Genomic DNA, 14,568 nt, shown 5'->3' on the forward strand with positions numbered 1-14,568 from the left:
TTCACAGAGATGGCCCCCGGCATTCGCCGGGGGCCATTTCGTTTCTCCCGAAAGGTGCGCTATTCCTCGGAGTGGTTCTGCGCCTCCCTGCTCACGTGCTTTCCGTCCCCGCCGTCGGCGGCGGTGTCGCGCAGCAGATCACGGATCTCGGTCAGCAGGGTCAGTTCGGTCTCGGTGGATTCCACCTTCTTGTCGCGTTCCTTGATCTTCTTGAACGGCAGCACGATCACGAAGTAGATGACCGCGGCCACGATGAGAAAGTTGATGGCCGCCGACAGCACTGCGTTCAGGTCGACGAACTGGTCGCCGCCCAACGGGATTCGCAGGATGCCGTACTCGGTGTCAGGGCCCGCGCCGATCCGATCGATGAGTGGTTGGATCACGTTCTCGGTGAATGCCGTCACCAGTCCGGTGAACGCGGCGCCGATGACGACCGCGACCGCGAGGTCGATGACATTTCCCCGCGCAATGAACTCCTTGAATCCCTTCAACATGAAGGTCACACCCCTTTCGCTCTCGTTTTGTGAGCCCCTCACCGGAATTTACGCCCCCACCGTCCGCACGGGGCGGACCTGGGAAAATGCCCAAGAAGGGGCCGTCGGGCAGCCCGGTGGGCTGCCGTATGGCGAATTATGTTGGCGCAGAGTCGAATTCGTCGCCGGCCAGACGCCGTCGGGGCGGCGGGAGCATGCCGGCCCACCGGCGGCTGTGAACGCCGCGAGAACCCCCGGGAAACCCGCGCGGACCTGCGACGATCGGCCGAAAATTTCCCCTTCTACTCGGGGCGCGAACGGGCGTTCCGACTGCTACGCTGTGCAAGCCTGAACAACGCCACGAGGACACTCGATGTCCTTCATACCTAAAGAGGAATGCTGATGGCCAAGCACGCCAAAGCGGCTACCCGCAGTTCGAAGAAGCTGGGTGTTCTGAGCCTGGGCTCGTTCGCCGTGGCCACAGCCTTCGCCGGACTTGGCGCCGGGACGGCCGGCGCCGACGTCAACGAGGTGGGCCCGGGCCCGACGGTCTCCAGCCGACAGGCCAGCGAGTTCGCGGTCGTCCGCATCAACGACTTCGGCGTCGCTCGCGGCATCTCCGAGTCGCGGGTCGCCGACGCCGGCACGATCAACGCGTTCGGCGAGGTGCGCGACACGACCAAGGCAGTCGTGGGCTCCACCGCCTCCGCGTTCGAGGGTGCCTACCCCGTCGGTCCCGGTATCGGCGACTGGTGATCTGACCCGACCTGTAATTGCCGCCCCCGGACCGCGTCCGGGGGCGGCAATTGTCGTTTCAGCGCAGGGTCGGTTTCAGTGCAGGGTCAACGTCACCGCAGAGACCAGGGCCGCCCCGGCGACGGACTTCGCCGCCGCGGCGGGCAGCGCGACGAGCACGACCCGGCCCGAACCGCGCGCCCCGATGCCGCTGTCCTTCGCCGAGATCAGCACCACCACCGCGTCGGTCGCGATCACCCGAGGTTCGGCGGCCTCGTCGGCCGGCGCGGCCACCACATCGACGACGTCCCCGGTCCGGACGAGATCGGTCAACGCCGCATCGGCCAGCGGGATCGGCACGATCCGCGCGTCGGGCCCGGCGGCGGACTCGGCCAGTCGCGGGCCGAGCAGTCGCACATCGGTGAGGATCTCGCCGCGGCGGGCCGGGCCGGCGAGTGTCGTACCGATCACCGCGTCGACCGCCGTGTGCGCGCCCTCGGGGACCGAGGACACCGCGCGGCGGTCGATCCGCAGGTCGGCCGCGGTGATCGCGGTGCCTGGGCTGAGGTCGTGTGCTGTCACCACCACGTCGGACATGTCCGCGCCGGGATCACCCCGCCACGCGGCCGCAGCCGCCAACAGCACCAGCGCGCCGGCGAGCACTCTTCTGGCAGCCGGGGTGCGCGTCCAGTCGGGGCGCAGCGCACGGCTCAGCCGGTCGAGTGCCGACCGGTCCAGCGGATGTCCCATGGATCGACGCTAACGAGCGCCGACGGTGTGCGGCAGCAGTGATCGCTGCCGCTGTGGATAACCCGCGGCGCGTCAGCTGGACGCGGTGGCCGCCTGGGTGGACGAGCTGCTCGACGAAGAACTGCTGGACGAGGACGACGTGTCCGACGACGAAGACTTCTCCGACGAGGAGGACTTCTCCGACGACGACTTCTCCGACGACGATGCACCGTTCGCGGAACTGCCGCCACCGGAACTCTTGCCGGCCTCCCGGCTGTCGGTGCGGTAGAAGCCGCTGCCCTTGAAGACCACGCCGACCTTGCCGAAGATCTTGCGCAACCGGCCGTGGCACTGCGGGCATTCAGTCAGCGAATCGTCGGTGAACGCCTGCACCACGTCGAACTTGTTGTGGCAATCGGTGCACGCATAAGAATAGGTGGGCACTCAAACCTCCGAGATGGTCAAACTTCTTAGCACTCTACAAGTTCAAGTGCTAGAACCGCCACCTGGCCCGCGGCATTCCGCGGGACCGCCCCGGCCCAGCGCCAGCAACCCCTGCTGGGGTGTCAGCGCGTGGGTCATCCGCACGTCGTGCGGCTCGCTGGGCAGGTGGTCGACGAGTTCGTCGTCGCGCACCACCGCCACCAACATCGTCCGGGCCGCGGCCAGTGACAGGGTCCGGTCGTAATAGCCGGCGCCGCGCCCCAGCCGTGCGCCGTCTCGGTCGACCGCCAGGGCGGGGACGAGCACCGTGGCCGCATCGCGTACCTGCTCGGCGGGTAGCCAGGGCGGCGGTGGTTCGCGGAGCCCGAACGGTGCCGCGACCAGAGCGCCGGGTACGTGCCGGCCCCACTGCAGCGGGCGGGGAGTGCCGTTCTCGTCCTCGCGCGCCACCGGAAGTAGCACGGTGCAGCCCCGTCGGGCCAGATCGTCGACCATGGCGACCGATCCCGGCTCCGTACCAACCGGGATGTACGCGCACACCACCGCTCCGGGCGACGCCAACGCGTCCAGATGGCGGGCCAGCAGCGCCGCCTCCCGATCATGAATTTGCTGAGTCAATGACCGACGGGCGCTGAGGATTTCGGCGCGCAGGTGTGATTTGGTGACCGGCACCGACTAGTCCTCTTGACGACGGGGTAAGGAAAGAACTACCGACTCAGAGAGGTTAGTGTGTGAACGATGAAACGGCCTGAAGTTGCCATTCCGCGCACTGCGATCGTCCCCGCAGCGGGGTTGGGAACGCGTTTTCTCCCCGCCACCAAGACGGTGCCCAAGGAGTTGCTGCCGGTCGTCGACACGCCCGGGATCGAACTGGTTGCGGCCGAGGCCGCCGAAGCCGGCGCCGAGCGACTGGTGATCATCACCTCCGAGGGCAAGGACGGCGTCGTCGCGCATTTCGTCGAGGACCTGGTGCTGGAGGGCACGCTGGAGGCCCGCGGCAAGAACGCCATGCTGGAGAAGGTGCGACGCGCGCCCGCGCTGATCAAGGTGGAGTCGGTGGTCCAGGCCGAGCCGCTCGGTCTCGGTCACGCCATCGGCTGCGTCGAGGCCAGCCTGTCGCCTGACGAGGACGCGGTCGCGGTACTGCTGCCCGACGACCTGGTGCTGCCCACCGGTGTGTTGGAGATCATGTCGAAGGTGCGTGCCAAGCGCGGCGGCACGGTGCTCTGCGCGATCGAGGTGGACCGCGAGGACATCAGCGCCTACGGCGTGTTCGACGTCGAGGAACTCCCCGACGCCGCGAACCCGAACGTGCTCAAGGTCAAGGGCATGGTCGAGAAGCCCAAGGCTGAGGATGCGCCGTCGCTGTTCGCCGCGGCCGGCCGCTACGTGCTGGACCGGGCGATCTTCGACGCGCTGCGACGCATCCCGCGCGGCGCCGGGGGAGAGCTGCAACTCACCGACGCGATCGCGCTGCTGATCGAGGAGGGCCATCCCGTCCACGTCGTCGTCCACCGCGGATCTCGACACGACCTGGGAAATCCCGGGGGCTACCTGAAGGCTGCGGTTGACTTTGCGTTGGAGCGGGACGACTACGGGCCGGAATTGCGCCGGTGGTTGGTCGAGCGGCTGGGTCTCGCTCCGACGACGTCCGAGCCGTAGCGGCTGCACTCTCGAGCGCATCCGCGGGCCGATCGGTCGACGTCAGCCCGTGCAACGTGAGAAAGGCGTGCCGTGCGTTCGGTGGAGGAGCAACAAGCCCGGGTAGCTGCTGCGGCGGTGGCGCCGCGGCCGGTGCGCGTCGCGATCGCCGAAGCCCAGGGGCTGATGTGCGCCGAGGAGGTGGTCACCGAGCGTCCGCTGCCCGGGTTCGACCAGGCCGCGATCGACGGCTATGCGGTGCGCAGTGTCGACGTCCTCGGCATCGGCGGGTCAGTCGACCCCGACGACGCTGACGCCGACCGTGACGAGGGCCGGCCGCGGGAGATCAGTTTGCCGGTGATGGGCCTGATCGAGGCCGGTGCCCGTACGCCGAGCCGGTTGCAGCCCCGGCAGGCGGCCCGGGTGCAGACCGGCGCCCCGATGCCGACCCTCGCAGATGCGGTGCTGCCGCTGCGGTGGACCGACGGCGGCGACTCGCGGGTCCGGGTGCTGCGCGGGGTGCGTTCGGGTGCGTACGTGCGTCGCACCGGCGACGACGTGCAACCCGGTGACGTGGCGGTGCGCGCCGGTGCGATCATCGGCCCCGCCCAGGTGGGTTTGCTCGCCGCGGTCGGGCGCGAGCGGGTGCTGGTGCATCCGCGGCCACGGCTGTCGGTGCTGTCGGTCGGCGGTGAACTGGTCGACATCTCGCGCACGCCGGGCAACGGGCAGGTCTACGACGTGAATTCCTACGCGCTGGCCGCCGCAGGCCGGGACGCCGGCGCCGAGGTCAACCGGGTCGGCATCGTCCCCACCGATCCCAAGAAGCTGCGCGAAGTGGTGGAGGGGCAGCTAAGCCGCTCCGAGGCGGTGGTGATCGCCGGAGCCGTCGGCGGGGCCGCCGCGGAAGGGGTGCGGGCGGTGCTGGCCGAGCTCGGCGAGATGGAGGTCACCCGGATCGCGATGCACCCGGGGTCCGTGCAGGGGTTCGGTCAGCTCGGGCCCGACGGTGTCCCGGTCTTCCTGCTGCCCGCCAACCCGGTCAGCGCGCTGGTCGTGTTCGAGGTGATGGTGCGTCCGCTGATCCGGCTCTCGCTGGGCAAGCGACAGGCGACGCGGCGCATCGTGCCGGCCCGCGCGCTGTCGCCGATCGAGTCGGTCGCCGGCCGCAAGGGCTTCCTGCGCGGGCAGCTGATGCGCGATCAGGACACCGGCGAGTACCTGGTGCAGGCGCTCGGCGGGGCGCCCGGCGCGTCCTCGCACCTGCTCGCAACGCTTGCCGAGGCAAACTGTCTGGTCGTCGTTCCCACCGAGGCGGAGCAGATCCGCACTGGGGAGATCGTGGACGTCGCATTCCTGGCCCAACGCGGGTGAACGCGAGACCGCCGCGGTGATGAACCTGTTGAGTTCCAGCTCGCAACATCCGGGCTGGCCACTGTCGGCCGGTCCGCTCCGGGTGCCCGCCGGCGTGGTCAGGCTGCGTCCGGTGCGGCTGCGTGACGCCGCGCAGTGGAGCAGGATCCGGTTGGCCGACCGCGCGCACCTCGAACCGTGGGAGCCGACAGCCGAGCTGGATTGGGAAGTGCGACACGCTGTTTCGTCGTGGCCCTCGGTGTGCTCGGGCCTGCGCTCGGAGGCCCGCAAGGGTCGCATGCTGCCGTACGTGATCGAGCTGGATGGCCAGTTGGCCGGGCAGTTGACGATCGGGAACGTCACCCACGGCGCGCTGCGGTCGGCGTGGATCGGTTACTGGGTGGCCAGCGCGTCGATCGGTGGCGGGGTGGCCACCGCGGCGCTGGCGCTGGGGCTCGACCACTGCTTCGGGCCGGTCATGTTGCATCGCGTGGAGGCCACTGTGCGGCCGGAGAACGGGGCCAGCCGTGCAGTGCTGGCAAAGGCGGGCTTCCGGGAGGAAGGGCTGCTGAAGCGCTATCTCGACGTCGACGGCGGGTGGCGGGACCACCTGCTGGTGGCATTGACCGTCGAGGAGTTGAACGGGCCCGTTGCCGCCGCGCTGGTGCGCTCGGGCCGCGCGTCCTGGGCCTGAGGCCGGCACCTCGCCGACCCTTACAAACGGGCGCGCAAAGGCGTTATTGCCGCCCGCTTATTACGGCTCATTGTTACTGATGTGACACATGTGACTATTGGTGCTTGTATCCCGCGAATTACAGGTGTGTAATTGGCTCGGCGCGCCGCCCACGGATGCGCTGGTCACAGACCTAGCCTGATGGGGAAAGGAGCAGGCGACATGCCAAGCATCCCCCAATCTCTTCTTTGGATCTCGCTCGTTGTGCTTTGGCTCTTCGTGCTTGTTCCGATGTTGATCAGCAAGCGTGACGCGGTCCGCCGCACCAGCGACGTCGCGCTGGCCACCCGCGTGCTCAACAGCGGCGCCGGCGCACGGCTGCGCCGGCGCGGAGGACCCGCGGCGGGGCACCGCAGCGACCCCGACTGGCGACCGTCCGAAGAGTCCGCGGACCTCGAGGGTGCCGCCCCCACCACCACGATGGTGCGGGTCGCGGCCGACGTCGAGGACGCCGCGGAGCCGGACTACCTCGACGTGGACGTCGTCGAGGATTCCGGCGCGCTGCCCGCGGGCGAAGCCGAGCCGGTGACCGCCGAAGCCGACGCTGAAGCCGAGCTCGAGGAAGTCACCGCGGACTACGACGACCCCGGTGCGGACGAGGACGTGGCCGAGGCTCCGGCCCCGCCGTCTGCCGAGGACGACGAACGCGACCCGCGCGACCCTTCAGCGGACACCGGCGTCTACTCGGTGGCCGACGACGAGTACGAGTACGACGAGGACGAGTACGACGAGGACGAGTACGACGAGGAAGCGGCCGAGCCCGAGGCGGCGACCGAGGACGACCGCCGGATGGCGGACTCGATCAGCGAGGCACGGCGCAGGCGCCGCGAGTCGACGACCGCGGCCGCGGTCTCGGCCCGCAAGTACCGGTTCCGCGCCCGCACCATCGCCGTGATGGCGGTGCTGCTACTGACCAGCGCCGTCGCGGCGTACACGTGGTCGCCGTCGATGTGGTGGGCCTGCGGGGCCGTCGGCACGGTCACCGCGCTCTACCTGGCCTACCTGCGGCGCCAGACCCGTATCGAGGAGCAGTTGCGCCGTCGTCGCGCCCAGCGGATGGCCAGGTCGCGCCTGGGCGTCGAGAACACCAGCGACCCGGAGTTCGACCTCACCCCGTCACGCCTGCGCAGGCCCGGTGCCGCCGTGCTGGAGATCGACGACGAGGACCCCGAGTTCGAGCACCTGGAGTACGTGCCGTTCTCGCGTCACTACGATCTTCCGCGGGCTGCGGGGCAGTAACGACCTCGCGATTTCGGCCGGTGACCGGTGGCTGATAACCTGTACCGGCACCAGGGGCTATAGCGCAGTTGGTAGCGCGTCTCGTTCGCATCGAGAAGGTCAGGGGTTCGATTCCCCTTAGCTCCACAGAGTTCGGCGGTCAGGGTCCACTTCGGTGGACCCTGTTCCTTTTTCCGGCGGTGGTGATCGCCGCGGCAACCCGGGCTGAACCGGCTGCGGCAGACCGCCTGGACCCGGGGCGAGGCGCGTTCCTTGTGCGGCGACCGCCCAGCCCGATGCTGCTGTCTCAACATCGGTGGTTACCCCAAGCGACCGCCTCACGGAGGACCGAGCGCAACCAGCCGCTTTATGGTCCTCCGCTCCGGCAGGCTTACCCGGGGCCGCCGCCGACAAACCCGTCAGAACGGGCTGCTGTTGGATTGCGACTGGGCATCGTCGGGCCGCGGCCCGAATCTGCGGATGTAGTCCTCGTGGATGTGGGCGTCCTTCTTGCGCTTGATCACGTCGACCAGATTCGGGTCCAGCCCGTGCGTGGCCAACCGGTGCCTGCGCCACACCTTGTTCAGCGCCAACGCCATCAGCAGGGCCCAGATGTAGATCGGCACCGTCATCTCGATGCGCATGTAGACCGACGCGGGCAGCAGCCACAGCGGCGCGAGAACGAACAGCGGGGGGATGGCGTAGCGGATCATGTGCCTGCGGACGGCGCCCTGGCCGGCCAGGTCCTCGGCGACCCACCGGTCCATCGACTTCGGCAGTCTTCGCCCGTAGCAGTACGTGAGGTACTGCCACATCGTCGGTTTCTCGGTTCCTTGCGGTTCGTCGACGGTCATCGGCGGCCTCCTTTGCGTTGCGGGTTCAAGACTGCAGCGCGCCGGCGGCCAGCGCAGCCGAGTTGATGCGGGTCAGGACTTCGTGCAGGTGCTCGAGTTCGGTCAGGTCCACGCCCAGTTGTGCCACCACGGTCGGCGGGATGTCCAGCGCCCGCTCGCGCAGCGCGACGCCGGCCTCGGTGAGCCGGATGTCGGTGGAGCGCTCGTCGGCGGCGTTGCGGGCCCGGGTGATCAGTCCGATCGCCTCCAGCCGTTTGAGCATCGGGGACAGCGTGGCCGAGTCCATCTGCAGGGCGGTGGCGATCTGCTTGACCGACAGCGGTGACGACGGTCCGGGGGACTTCTTCTGGTGATCCCACAGTGACAGCATCACCAGATACTGCGGGTGCGTCAGCCCCAGCGGTTCGAGCAGCGGCCGGTAGACCGCCAGCACCGCCCGGTTGGTGACCGCCAGCGCGAAACAGACCTGCCGCTCCAGGGCCAGCGGGTCGAGCTCCTGGGCGGCGGGTGCGGACATAGCTACATAGTGGCCTAATAATTAGTGCACTAGCAATATCGCGTGGGTCACGTCGGACCGATCGTCACCCCGGCGTCGCGCTCCAACGGCTTGACCACCGACGTGAAGTCCGACCCGGGTCCCTCCTGCTCCTCGGTCTGCTCCCACACCCGTGCCACCGACTCCGCCAACGCGACCGGCGTTCCCACCGCGCGCGCCTCGTCCAGGTACAGCAGCACATCCTTGGTCATCAGTCCGGTGGCGAAGCCATAGTCGAAGGTACGGGGCAGTACGGCCCGCGGGAACTTGTCGCGGCTGGCGTGGGTGCCCCCCGAGCCGGCGTTGAGCACGTCGATCATCACCTGGGGGTCCAGGCCCGCCTTGACACCCATCACCACCACCTCCGCGGTGGCGGCCAGCGTCGTCGCGGCCATCAGGTTGTTGATCAGCTTCATCGTCTGCGCCGCGCCCGGATGCTCGGACACGAAGATCGCCCGCCCGATCACCGCGAAAAGCGGTTCCAGATAATCGAATTCGCGACGCGGTCCCGACACCATCACGGCCAGGGTGCCGGCTTCGGCGCCGTGCACCCCGCCGCTGACCGGGCTGTCCAGTGCGGCGATGCCGTTGGCGCCGAGCGTATCCCGATTGCGTTGTGCGGCCTGCTGTCCCACGGTCGACAGATCGACGAACCGGCGCACCGCCGTGCCCGCGGCCACCTCGGCGGCGACCTGGTTCGACACCTGCGGGGTCGGCAGGCTCGCCAGCACCGTCTCGGCGCGGTCGGCGACATCGCGCGCCGACGCGCCGGCCTCGGCGCCGAGGCTCACCGCCTGCGCGACCACCTCCGCGCGGGTGTCGAACACCACCAGCCGGTGTCCGGCCTCGACCAGTCGGCGCATGACGGGAAAGCCCATGTTCCCCAGGCCGACGAATCCGATGGCCGGTCCGATCGCGATGGTGCTCACCCTTCTTCGAGTTCGGCGAACGCGGCCTTGGCCACCCGGAAGCTGTCGACGGCGGCGGGGATGCCCGCGTACACACCGACCTGCAGGAAGATCTCCCGGATCTCGTCGGGCGTGACACCGTTGCTCAGCGCACCCCTGATGTGGGTGGCCAGTTCCTGCGGCCGGTTGAGCGCCGCGAGCATCGCCAGGTTCAGCATGCTGCGTGTCTTGAGCGACAGCCCTTCGCGTCCCCAGACCGCACCCCAGCAGTACTCGGTGACCAGATCCTGCAGCGGCTGGGAGAATTCGTCGGCGTTGGCCGCCGCGCGCTGCACGTACTCCTTGCCGAGCACCGCGGTGCGGATCTCCCGGCCCTTCTCGTAGGTATCGCGATCCATCGTTGGCTCCGTTCCGGCCGGTCAGGCGGGTGGCGGCGTGCCGATCAGCACGGCGCTGAGGCGGCAGCCGTCCGGCCCGGCCCGCCACGCGTGGTCCACGCCGGTGAGCACCACCAGATCGCCCGGCTGCAGCGGGTGCGCCCCGTCGTCGAGGACGAGGTCGACGCTGCCCGAGACCACCGTCTCCAAGTCCAGGGTGTCGGTGTGGTGCATCGGCGTCTCGGAGTCGGGCCCCAGGTCGACGACCATCCAGCGGACCAGTCCCGGCGCGATGCCCTGATCGATCAGCGGTGCGCTGCCCGCGGGCCGCGACGGCGGCGGGCTCGCCGACGTCGCGAACGGAATGCCCATCGCGAAACCCGGCGCCAACTGGTCCAGCGTCAACGGGTCGTCGCTGACGACGCAGGACCGGCCCTCGGCATCGACTCCGGTGATCAACGTACGCACATTTCCTCGCTTCCTGAGAACCTCACGATGGCCCTGCTGAGGACCAGACGCCGTGATGGTGACATTGGTTGCCGCCGTTGCGTTTTGCGCGGTACATCGCCGCGTCCGCGGCGGTGAGGAGGTTGTCGACGAGGTCGTCACGGGCGTCGGCGGGCAGGTCGCTCAGCGCGGCGACGGCGGTGCCCGCGCTCGCGGTGACGACGGCCGGCGAACGCAGACCGGCGATGGCGTCGCAGACCTGCTGACAGGAGGTCACAGCGTCAGCCGAGGGCACCACGTCGGCGATCAGGAACTCCTCGCCGCCGCTGCGGGCGATCACCGCCGTTGGTGTGGCGGCGGCCCGTAGCGCGTCGGCCACCGCCACCAGCATCTGGTCTCCCACCAGGTGCCCGTGCGCGTCGTTGACACCTTTGAAGTCGTCGAGGTCGAGAAGCGCCACCAGCAGATAACCGTCGCCGCGCCCGGTGTCGAACATGTTCAGCGTGAGTCTGCGGAACGCGCGCCGGTTCAGCAGCCCGGTCAACGGGTCGAGGTCGGCGTCGACCAGGTCACCGCGCAACGCCCGCAGCAGCGTGTGGATCGCGACGGGCATCGCGATATTGGCTTGCACCACAAGGAAGAAATCGACGGCGGCCAACGCGGTCCGCCCGTCGCCGGCCAGCATCACGGCGCGACTGAACGCCACTGCGGCGGCGAACACCACGATGCCCAACACCATCCGCGTCGAATGGAAGAACGCCGCATAGGCCCCGATGGTCGCGAACGCGATGCAGCCGAGCAGCCCTGCCAGCGGGTCCGGATAACCCACACAGGCCAACGCGATCGACAGCGCGGTCACCATGGTGAACGCGCTCGACTGTGTCCGGGTGGGCCACCGCCACAGCCACAGCAGGGTGCCGGCCACGCCACCGCCGACCGCGAGCAACAGCATCGCCCGTTCAGCCTGCCCCTGCGGTCCGCCCGCGCCGGTCAGCAGGACCAGCAGCGCCGCGGCCATCGACACCGCCGTGCCGGCCACCAGCAGGCGCACCGGGCGCGCCGCGCCACGGGCCGCGAGGAACCCGCTGAACCACTCGTAGTGGTCAGCACGCCGCTGGTCCCGTTGCATCACACACCATTTCGTCGCCGTTGACTTGTCGGTCATCCAACAGTGCACCCGGGTACCCCGGGTGCCGATCGGCCCGATCGCGATACAACTCACACCAGCGGTTTGCCGTGGTCCGGCCGTATCCTTGCCCGTTCTTCCCGCGCGCCCGTAGCCTCGTGTCTGTGTCCGGCCTGACCTCCGTGCGAGCCGATGACCTGGCCGCGCTGACCATCTTCGACGGTATCGGCGTGGAGGCGTTGGTGCCGCTGGCCGCTCAGCTGCGCCCACTGGCCGCCGCTGCCGGCCAGGTGCTGATGCAGCAGGGCGAAGAGGCGGTGTCGTTCCTGCTGATCGAATCGGGCTGCGCCGAGGTCACGCACACCGGCGAGGACGGCCACCTGACGGTGGTGGACGTCGAGCCCGGGCTGATCGTCGGTGAGATCGCGCTGCTGCGGGACGTGCCGAGGACCGCGACGGTGGTGGCCACCGAACCGCTGACCGGCTGGGTCGGGGGCCGTGAGGCGTTCGCCACCATGCTCGAAGTGCCCGGGGTGATGAACCGGCTGGTGCGCACGGCGCGGCAGCGGATCGCCGCGTTCGTCACGCCCATCCCGGTCACGATGCGCGACGGCACGGTGCTCTATCTGCGTCCGGTGCTGCCCGGCGACGTCGAGCGCACCGCCGCCGGTCCCGTCGAGTTCTCCCGGGAGACGCTCTACCGGCGCTTCCAGTCGATGCGGGCGCCGACGAAGTCGTTGTTGGCCTACCTGTTCGAGGTCGACTACCAGGACCACTTCGTCTTCGTGCTGACCGAGGGTCCGGACGGGCCGGTGGTCGCCGACGTGCGGTTCGTCCGCGACGTGCACACCCCCGAGGAGGCCGAGATCGCGTTCATCGTCGGTGACGCCTACCAGGGCCGGGGTCTGGGCTCGTTCCTGATGAGCGCGATCTCGGTGGCCGCCGGTTACGACGGGGTGCAGCGGTTCACCGCCCGGGTCCTGGCCGACAACTACGCGATGCGCTCGATCCTCAACCGCTACGGCGCCACGTGGCACCGCGACGACCTCAACGTGGTGGTCACCGAGATCCCCGTGCCGAAGGCCGAGGACCTGCCGCTCGACGACGAACTCGTCGGCCAGATCCGCGCGGTGGCCCGGCAGGTGATCCGGGCCGCCGGATGACGCGTCCCCCGCTGTCGAAGGACACCACGGTCTGCATCTCGCTGGCCGGCCGGCCGAGCAACATCGGCACGACGTTCCACAACCACCTCTACGACGTGCTGGGTCTGGATTTCCTCTACAAAGCGTTCACCACCACCGACATCGCCGCGGCCATCGGCGGGGTGCGCGCGCTCGGCATCCGCGGCTGCTCGGTCTCCATGCCCTTCAAGCAGGACGTGCTCGCGCTGGTCGACGTCGTCGAGCCCTCGGCCCAAGCCATCGAATCGGTGAACACCATCGTCAACGACACGTCGGTGCCCGGCGGCCGGCTGACCGCAGCCAACACCGATTACCTTGCGGTGCGCCAACTCATCGCCCGGTACGCGCTCGACCCGGGCGACCCGGTCGTGATCCGGGGGAGCGGCGGCATGGCCAGGGCGGTGGGCGCGGCGTTCGTCGACGCCGGCTTCACCACCGGTGTCGTCGCCGCCCGCAACCGGTCGTCCGGCGAGGCGCTGGCCGGGCGTCTCGGCTACAGCTACACCGCCGACGTCGACTCGGTGACCGCGCCGATCCTGGTCAACGTCACCCCGATCGGGATGGCGGGCGGGCCCGAGGAGCACGAACTCGCCTTCGGGCAGGCGGCGATCGGCGCCGCCGACACCGTCTTCGACGTGGTGGCGCTGCCGTCGGAGACCCCGCTGATCGCCGCGGCCAGGGCCGCGGCGAAGCAGGTCATCACCGGCGCGCAGGTGATCGCGCTGCAGGCCGCCGAACAGTTCGAGCGCTACACCGGGGTGCGTCCGAGCCCCGAGCAGATCGCCGAGGCCTCACAGCTGTCGCGAGCCTGACGGGTCAGGGGACGATGGTGGTCTGGTCGTCGATGGCCGCGGTCGCCTCCATCAGCGGGTAGGCCTGGTCCTCGGTGCCGTCTGCGGTCAACTTGATCACGAAGAGGCCGTCCTGACCGGGAACCACGACGGTCTTCTGCGCCACCATGTGGTTGATGCCGTCCTTGGTGTAGAAGCCGCCGATCTGGGTGGCGTCGAACCCGCCGAGGTTGCTCGGCTCGCCCTTGTCGGCGCCCTGATAGCCGGGCAGGTTGCGCACCTCGTTCGGGGCGTACTCGATGACCTTGGCCGGGTCGGCGTCGCCGGTGAGCTTCGAGACGAACGCGACGATCGTCGGCGGGTTGGGCGCGGTCGGATCGGCGGTGTAGATGATGGCGTCGTAGGCGCCCTGCGGCGCGCGCGGACCGGCCGGCTCCCACCCGGTGGGCAGCGGCAGGTTGATCGTCGGTGCGCCCGGCTCCCCGCGCATCACCGGGGTCTCGGTGAGGCCGCTCTCCTCGATGTACTGCGCGAGCGTCTTGCCCGGGCCCGCTGCCGGCGTCGGGGACGGCGCCGCCGGGTCCTGAGTGCCGGACGCGGAGGTCTCCGAGGTGGCCGAGCCCGCGTCGTTCTTCGAATCCTCGCCCGAGTTGTCCGAACCGCAGGCGGCCAGTCCGATCCCGAGTGCGACGGCGGCGATCGCGGTGACGCCGGCCCGCATTGCGTTGGTCATGTCGTCTCCTGTTCGCCGGCCACTGTGTCGACACGGTCGGTGCGCGACGAAGGCCGGATCGCAGCGCAGCATATCGAGGGACGACGGGGGTTTTCAGGGACAAGGCTAGCCAATTTGCTGGGCGTACTTCTGGACGGTTTGCCCAAACCGTTCTTGTGGGGCCTGTGGCGCGCCAAGTTGCCTGTACCGTCCCGACTTACGCGGACCCGGCGATCGGTGGCGTCGTTCGCCCGTCCGGAGTCCTCATTTTTTCGCGCGTATCTGCGTGGCGCCGCAGGCCCGCCGCGCCC

Annotated in this window: 18 protein-coding genes and 1 tRNA gene; 8 read left to right on the plus strand and 11 right to left on the minus strand. The window is 69.4% G+C overall.

The window, feature by feature from the left end; translation table 11 throughout:
• Positions 1–59: 59 nt before the first annotated feature.
• Positions 60–494 (minus strand): large-conductance mechanosensitive channel protein MscL, encoded by a 435-nt coding sequence (gene mscL / locus MVA01S_RS23175; protein ID WP_040540983.1) that lies wholly within the window; start codon positions 492–494, stop codon positions 60–62.
• 381 nt (positions 495–875) lie between these two features.
• Here mscL and MVA01S_RS23180 point away from each other — a divergent pair, with 381 nt between their 5' ends.
• Positions 876–1,229, plus strand: coding sequence for a hypothetical protein (locus tag MVA01S_RS23180; RefSeq protein ID WP_040540984.1), 354 nt, complete (start codon positions 876–878; stop codon positions 1,227–1,229).
• A 75-nt stretch (positions 1,230–1,304) separates the two neighbouring features.
• Here MVA01S_RS23180 and MVA01S_RS23185 read toward each other — a convergent pair whose 3' ends face one another.
• The 3 genes from MVA01S_RS23185 to MVA01S_RS23195 form a co-directional block, all read right to left on the minus strand.
• Complete coding sequence (locus tag MVA01S_RS23185; protein ID WP_003930134.1) at positions 1,305–1,958, minus strand: SAF domain-containing protein; 654 nt, start codon at positions 1,956–1,958, stop codon at positions 1,305–1,307.
• Positions 1,959–2,030: 72 nt separating this feature from the next.
• Complete coding sequence (locus MVA01S_RS30595) at positions 2,031–2,381, minus strand: FmdB family zinc ribbon protein (protein ID WP_003930135.1); 351 nt, start codon at positions 2,379–2,381, stop codon at positions 2,031–2,033.
• 42 nt (positions 2,382–2,423) lie between these two features.
• On the minus strand, positions 2,424–3,053 hold the full coding sequence (locus MVA01S_RS23195) for a 5-formyltetrahydrofolate cyclo-ligase (protein WP_003930136.1): 630 nt from the start codon (positions 3,051–3,053) through the stop codon (positions 2,424–2,426).
• 66 nt (positions 3,054–3,119) lie between these two features.
• Between MVA01S_RS23195 and MVA01S_RS23200 the strand changes: the two genes are divergently transcribed.
• The 5 genes from MVA01S_RS23200 to MVA01S_RS23220 all read left to right on the plus strand — a co-directional run bounded on the left by MVA01S_RS23200 (position 3,120) and on the right by MVA01S_RS23220 (position 7,473).
• On the plus strand, positions 3,120–4,043 hold the full coding sequence (locus tag MVA01S_RS23200; protein ID WP_060941710.1) for a UTP--glucose-1-phosphate uridylyltransferase: 924 nt from the start codon (positions 3,120–3,122) through the stop codon (positions 4,041–4,043).
• A 72-nt stretch (positions 4,044–4,115) separates the two neighbouring features.
• Positions 4,116–5,396 (plus strand): molybdotransferase-like divisome protein Glp, encoded by a 1,281-nt coding sequence (gene glp, locus MVA01S_RS23205; RefSeq protein WP_003929872.1) that lies wholly within the window; start codon positions 4,116–4,118, stop codon positions 5,394–5,396.
• 19 nt (positions 5,397–5,415) lie between these two features.
• Positions 5,416–6,069: a GNAT family N-acetyltransferase gene (locus MVA01S_RS23210; RefSeq protein ID WP_003929873.1), complete on the plus strand. Its 654-nt coding sequence runs from the start codon at positions 5,416–5,418 to the stop codon at positions 6,067–6,069.
• 201 nt (positions 6,070–6,270) lie between these two features.
• Positions 6,271–7,347 (plus strand): divisome protein SepX/GlpR, encoded by a 1,077-nt coding sequence (gene sepX / locus MVA01S_RS23215; RefSeq protein ID WP_040540929.1) that lies wholly within the window; start codon positions 6,271–6,273, stop codon positions 7,345–7,347.
• A 53-nt stretch (positions 7,348–7,400) separates the two neighbouring features.
• A tRNA-Ala gene (locus MVA01S_RS23220) sits at positions 7,401–7,473 on the plus strand.
• Between the two features lie 272 nt (positions 7,474–7,745).
• Here the strand turns inward: MVA01S_RS23220 and MVA01S_RS23225 are convergent.
• From MVA01S_RS23225 to MVA01S_RS23250, 6 genes are read right to left on the minus strand one after another with little or no spacing between them, the layout of a single operon-like run.
• Positions 7,746–8,180 (minus strand): DUF5313 domain-containing protein, encoded by a 435-nt coding sequence (locus MVA01S_RS23225; protein WP_003929875.1) that lies wholly within the window; start codon positions 8,178–8,180, stop codon positions 7,746–7,748.
• A gap of 25 nt (positions 8,181–8,205) precedes the next feature.
• Entirely contained in the window at positions 8,206–8,697 is a 492-nt protein-coding gene (locus MVA01S_RS23230) for a MarR family winged helix-turn-helix transcriptional regulator (RefSeq protein ID WP_003929876.1), read from the minus strand.
• A 47-nt stretch (positions 8,698–8,744) separates the two neighbouring features.
• A complete protein-coding gene (locus MVA01S_RS23235) occupies positions 8,745–9,644 on the minus strand; it encodes an NAD(P)-dependent oxidoreductase (protein ID WP_003929877.1) in 900 nt (299 codons plus the stop codon).
• Positions 9,641–10,021 (minus strand): carboxymuconolactone decarboxylase family protein, encoded by a 381-nt coding sequence (locus tag MVA01S_RS23240; RefSeq protein ID WP_003929878.1) that lies wholly within the window; start codon positions 10,019–10,021, stop codon positions 9,641–9,643. The genes MVA01S_RS23235 and MVA01S_RS23240 overlap by 4 nt, the downstream gene beginning before the upstream one ends.
• A 21-nt stretch (positions 10,022–10,042) precedes the next feature.
• The gene (locus tag MVA01S_RS23245; protein ID WP_003929879.1) at positions 10,043–10,468 is read right to left on the minus strand and encodes a cupin domain-containing protein; all 426 of its coding nucleotides are present in this window, start codon (positions 10,466–10,468) and stop codon (positions 10,043–10,045) included.
• Positions 10,469–10,490: 22 nt separating this feature from the next.
• Positions 10,491–11,612 carry a GGDEF domain-containing protein gene (locus MVA01S_RS23250; protein WP_237024217.1) on the minus strand — a complete coding sequence of 374 codons (1,122 nt, stop codon included), beginning with the start codon at positions 11,610–11,612 and terminating at the stop codon, positions 10,491–10,493.
• A gap of 125 nt (positions 11,613–11,737) precedes the next feature.
• Between MVA01S_RS23250 and pat the strand changes: the two genes are divergently transcribed.
• Together pat and MVA01S_RS23260 are read left to right on the plus strand one after the other, a co-directional pair.
• Positions 11,738–12,736 carry an acetyltransferase Pat gene (gene pat, locus MVA01S_RS23255; protein WP_003929881.1) on the plus strand — a complete coding sequence of 333 codons (999 nt, stop codon included), beginning with the start codon at positions 11,738–11,740 and terminating at the stop codon, positions 12,734–12,736.
• On the plus strand, positions 12,733–13,566 hold the full coding sequence (locus MVA01S_RS23260; protein ID WP_003929882.1) for a shikimate 5-dehydrogenase: 834 nt from the start codon (positions 12,733–12,735) through the stop codon (positions 13,564–13,566). The genes pat and MVA01S_RS23260 overlap by 4 nt, the downstream gene beginning before the upstream one ends.
• 4 nt (positions 13,567–13,570) lie before the next feature.
• Here MVA01S_RS23260 and lpqN read toward each other — a convergent pair whose 3' ends face one another.
• Entirely contained in the window at positions 13,571–14,278 is a 708-nt protein-coding gene (gene lpqN, locus MVA01S_RS23265) for an envelope biogenesis lipoprotein LpqN (RefSeq protein WP_040540931.1), read from the minus strand.
• Positions 14,279–14,568 lie beyond the last annotated feature (290 nt).

Origin of the sequence: Mycolicibacterium vaccae NBRC 14118 = CIP 105934, assembly GCF_001552715.1 — a bacterium.
GTDB classification, from domain to species: Bacteria; Actinomycetota; Actinomycetes; order Mycobacteriales; family Mycobacteriaceae; genus Mycobacterium; species Mycobacterium vaccae.

Excerpts from the sequence above, each read along its gene's own strand:
- mscL (WP_040540983.1), bottom strand. The coding sequence starts at position 494 with ATGTTGAAGGGATTCAAGGAGTTCATTGCGCGGGGAAATGTCATCGAC.
- MVA01S_RS23180 (WP_040540984.1), top strand. The coding sequence starts at position 876 with ATGGCCAAGCACGCCAAAGCGGCTACCCGCAGTTCGAAGAAGCTGGGT.
- MVA01S_RS23185 (WP_003930134.1), bottom strand. The coding sequence starts at position 1,958 with ATGGGACATCCGCTGGACCGGTCGGCACTCGACCGGCTGAGCCGTGCG.
- MVA01S_RS23200 (WP_060941710.1), top strand. The coding sequence starts at position 3,120 with ATGAAACGGCCTGAAGTTGCCATTCCGCGCACTGCGATCGTCCCCGCA.
- MVA01S_RS23210 (WP_003929873.1), top strand. The coding sequence starts at position 5,416 with ATGAACCTGTTGAGTTCCAGCTCGCAACATCCGGGCTGGCCACTGTCG.
- sepX (WP_040540929.1), top strand. The coding sequence starts at position 6,271 with ATGCCAAGCATCCCCCAATCTCTTCTTTGGATCTCGCTCGTTGTGCTT.
- MVA01S_RS23225 (WP_003929875.1), bottom strand. The coding sequence starts at position 8,180 with ATGACCGTCGACGAACCGCAAGGAACCGAGAAACCGACGATGTGGCAG.
- MVA01S_RS23230 (WP_003929876.1), bottom strand. The coding sequence starts at position 8,697 with ATGTCCGCACCCGCCGCCCAGGAGCTCGACCCGCTGGCCCTGGAGCGG.
- MVA01S_RS23240 (WP_003929878.1), bottom strand. The coding sequence starts at position 10,021 with ATGGATCGCGATACCTACGAGAAGGGCCGGGAGATCCGCACCGCGGTG.
- MVA01S_RS23250 (WP_237024217.1), bottom strand. The coding sequence starts at position 11,612 with ATGACCGACAAGTCAACGGCGACGAAATGGTGTGTGATGCAACGGGAC.
- MVA01S_RS23260 (WP_003929882.1), top strand. The coding sequence starts at position 12,733 with ATGACGCGTCCCCCGCTGTCGAAGGACACCACGGTCTGCATCTCGCTG.
- lpqN (WP_040540931.1), bottom strand. The coding sequence starts at position 14,278 with ATGACCAACGCAATGCGGGCCGGCGTCACCGCGATCGCCGCCGTCGCA.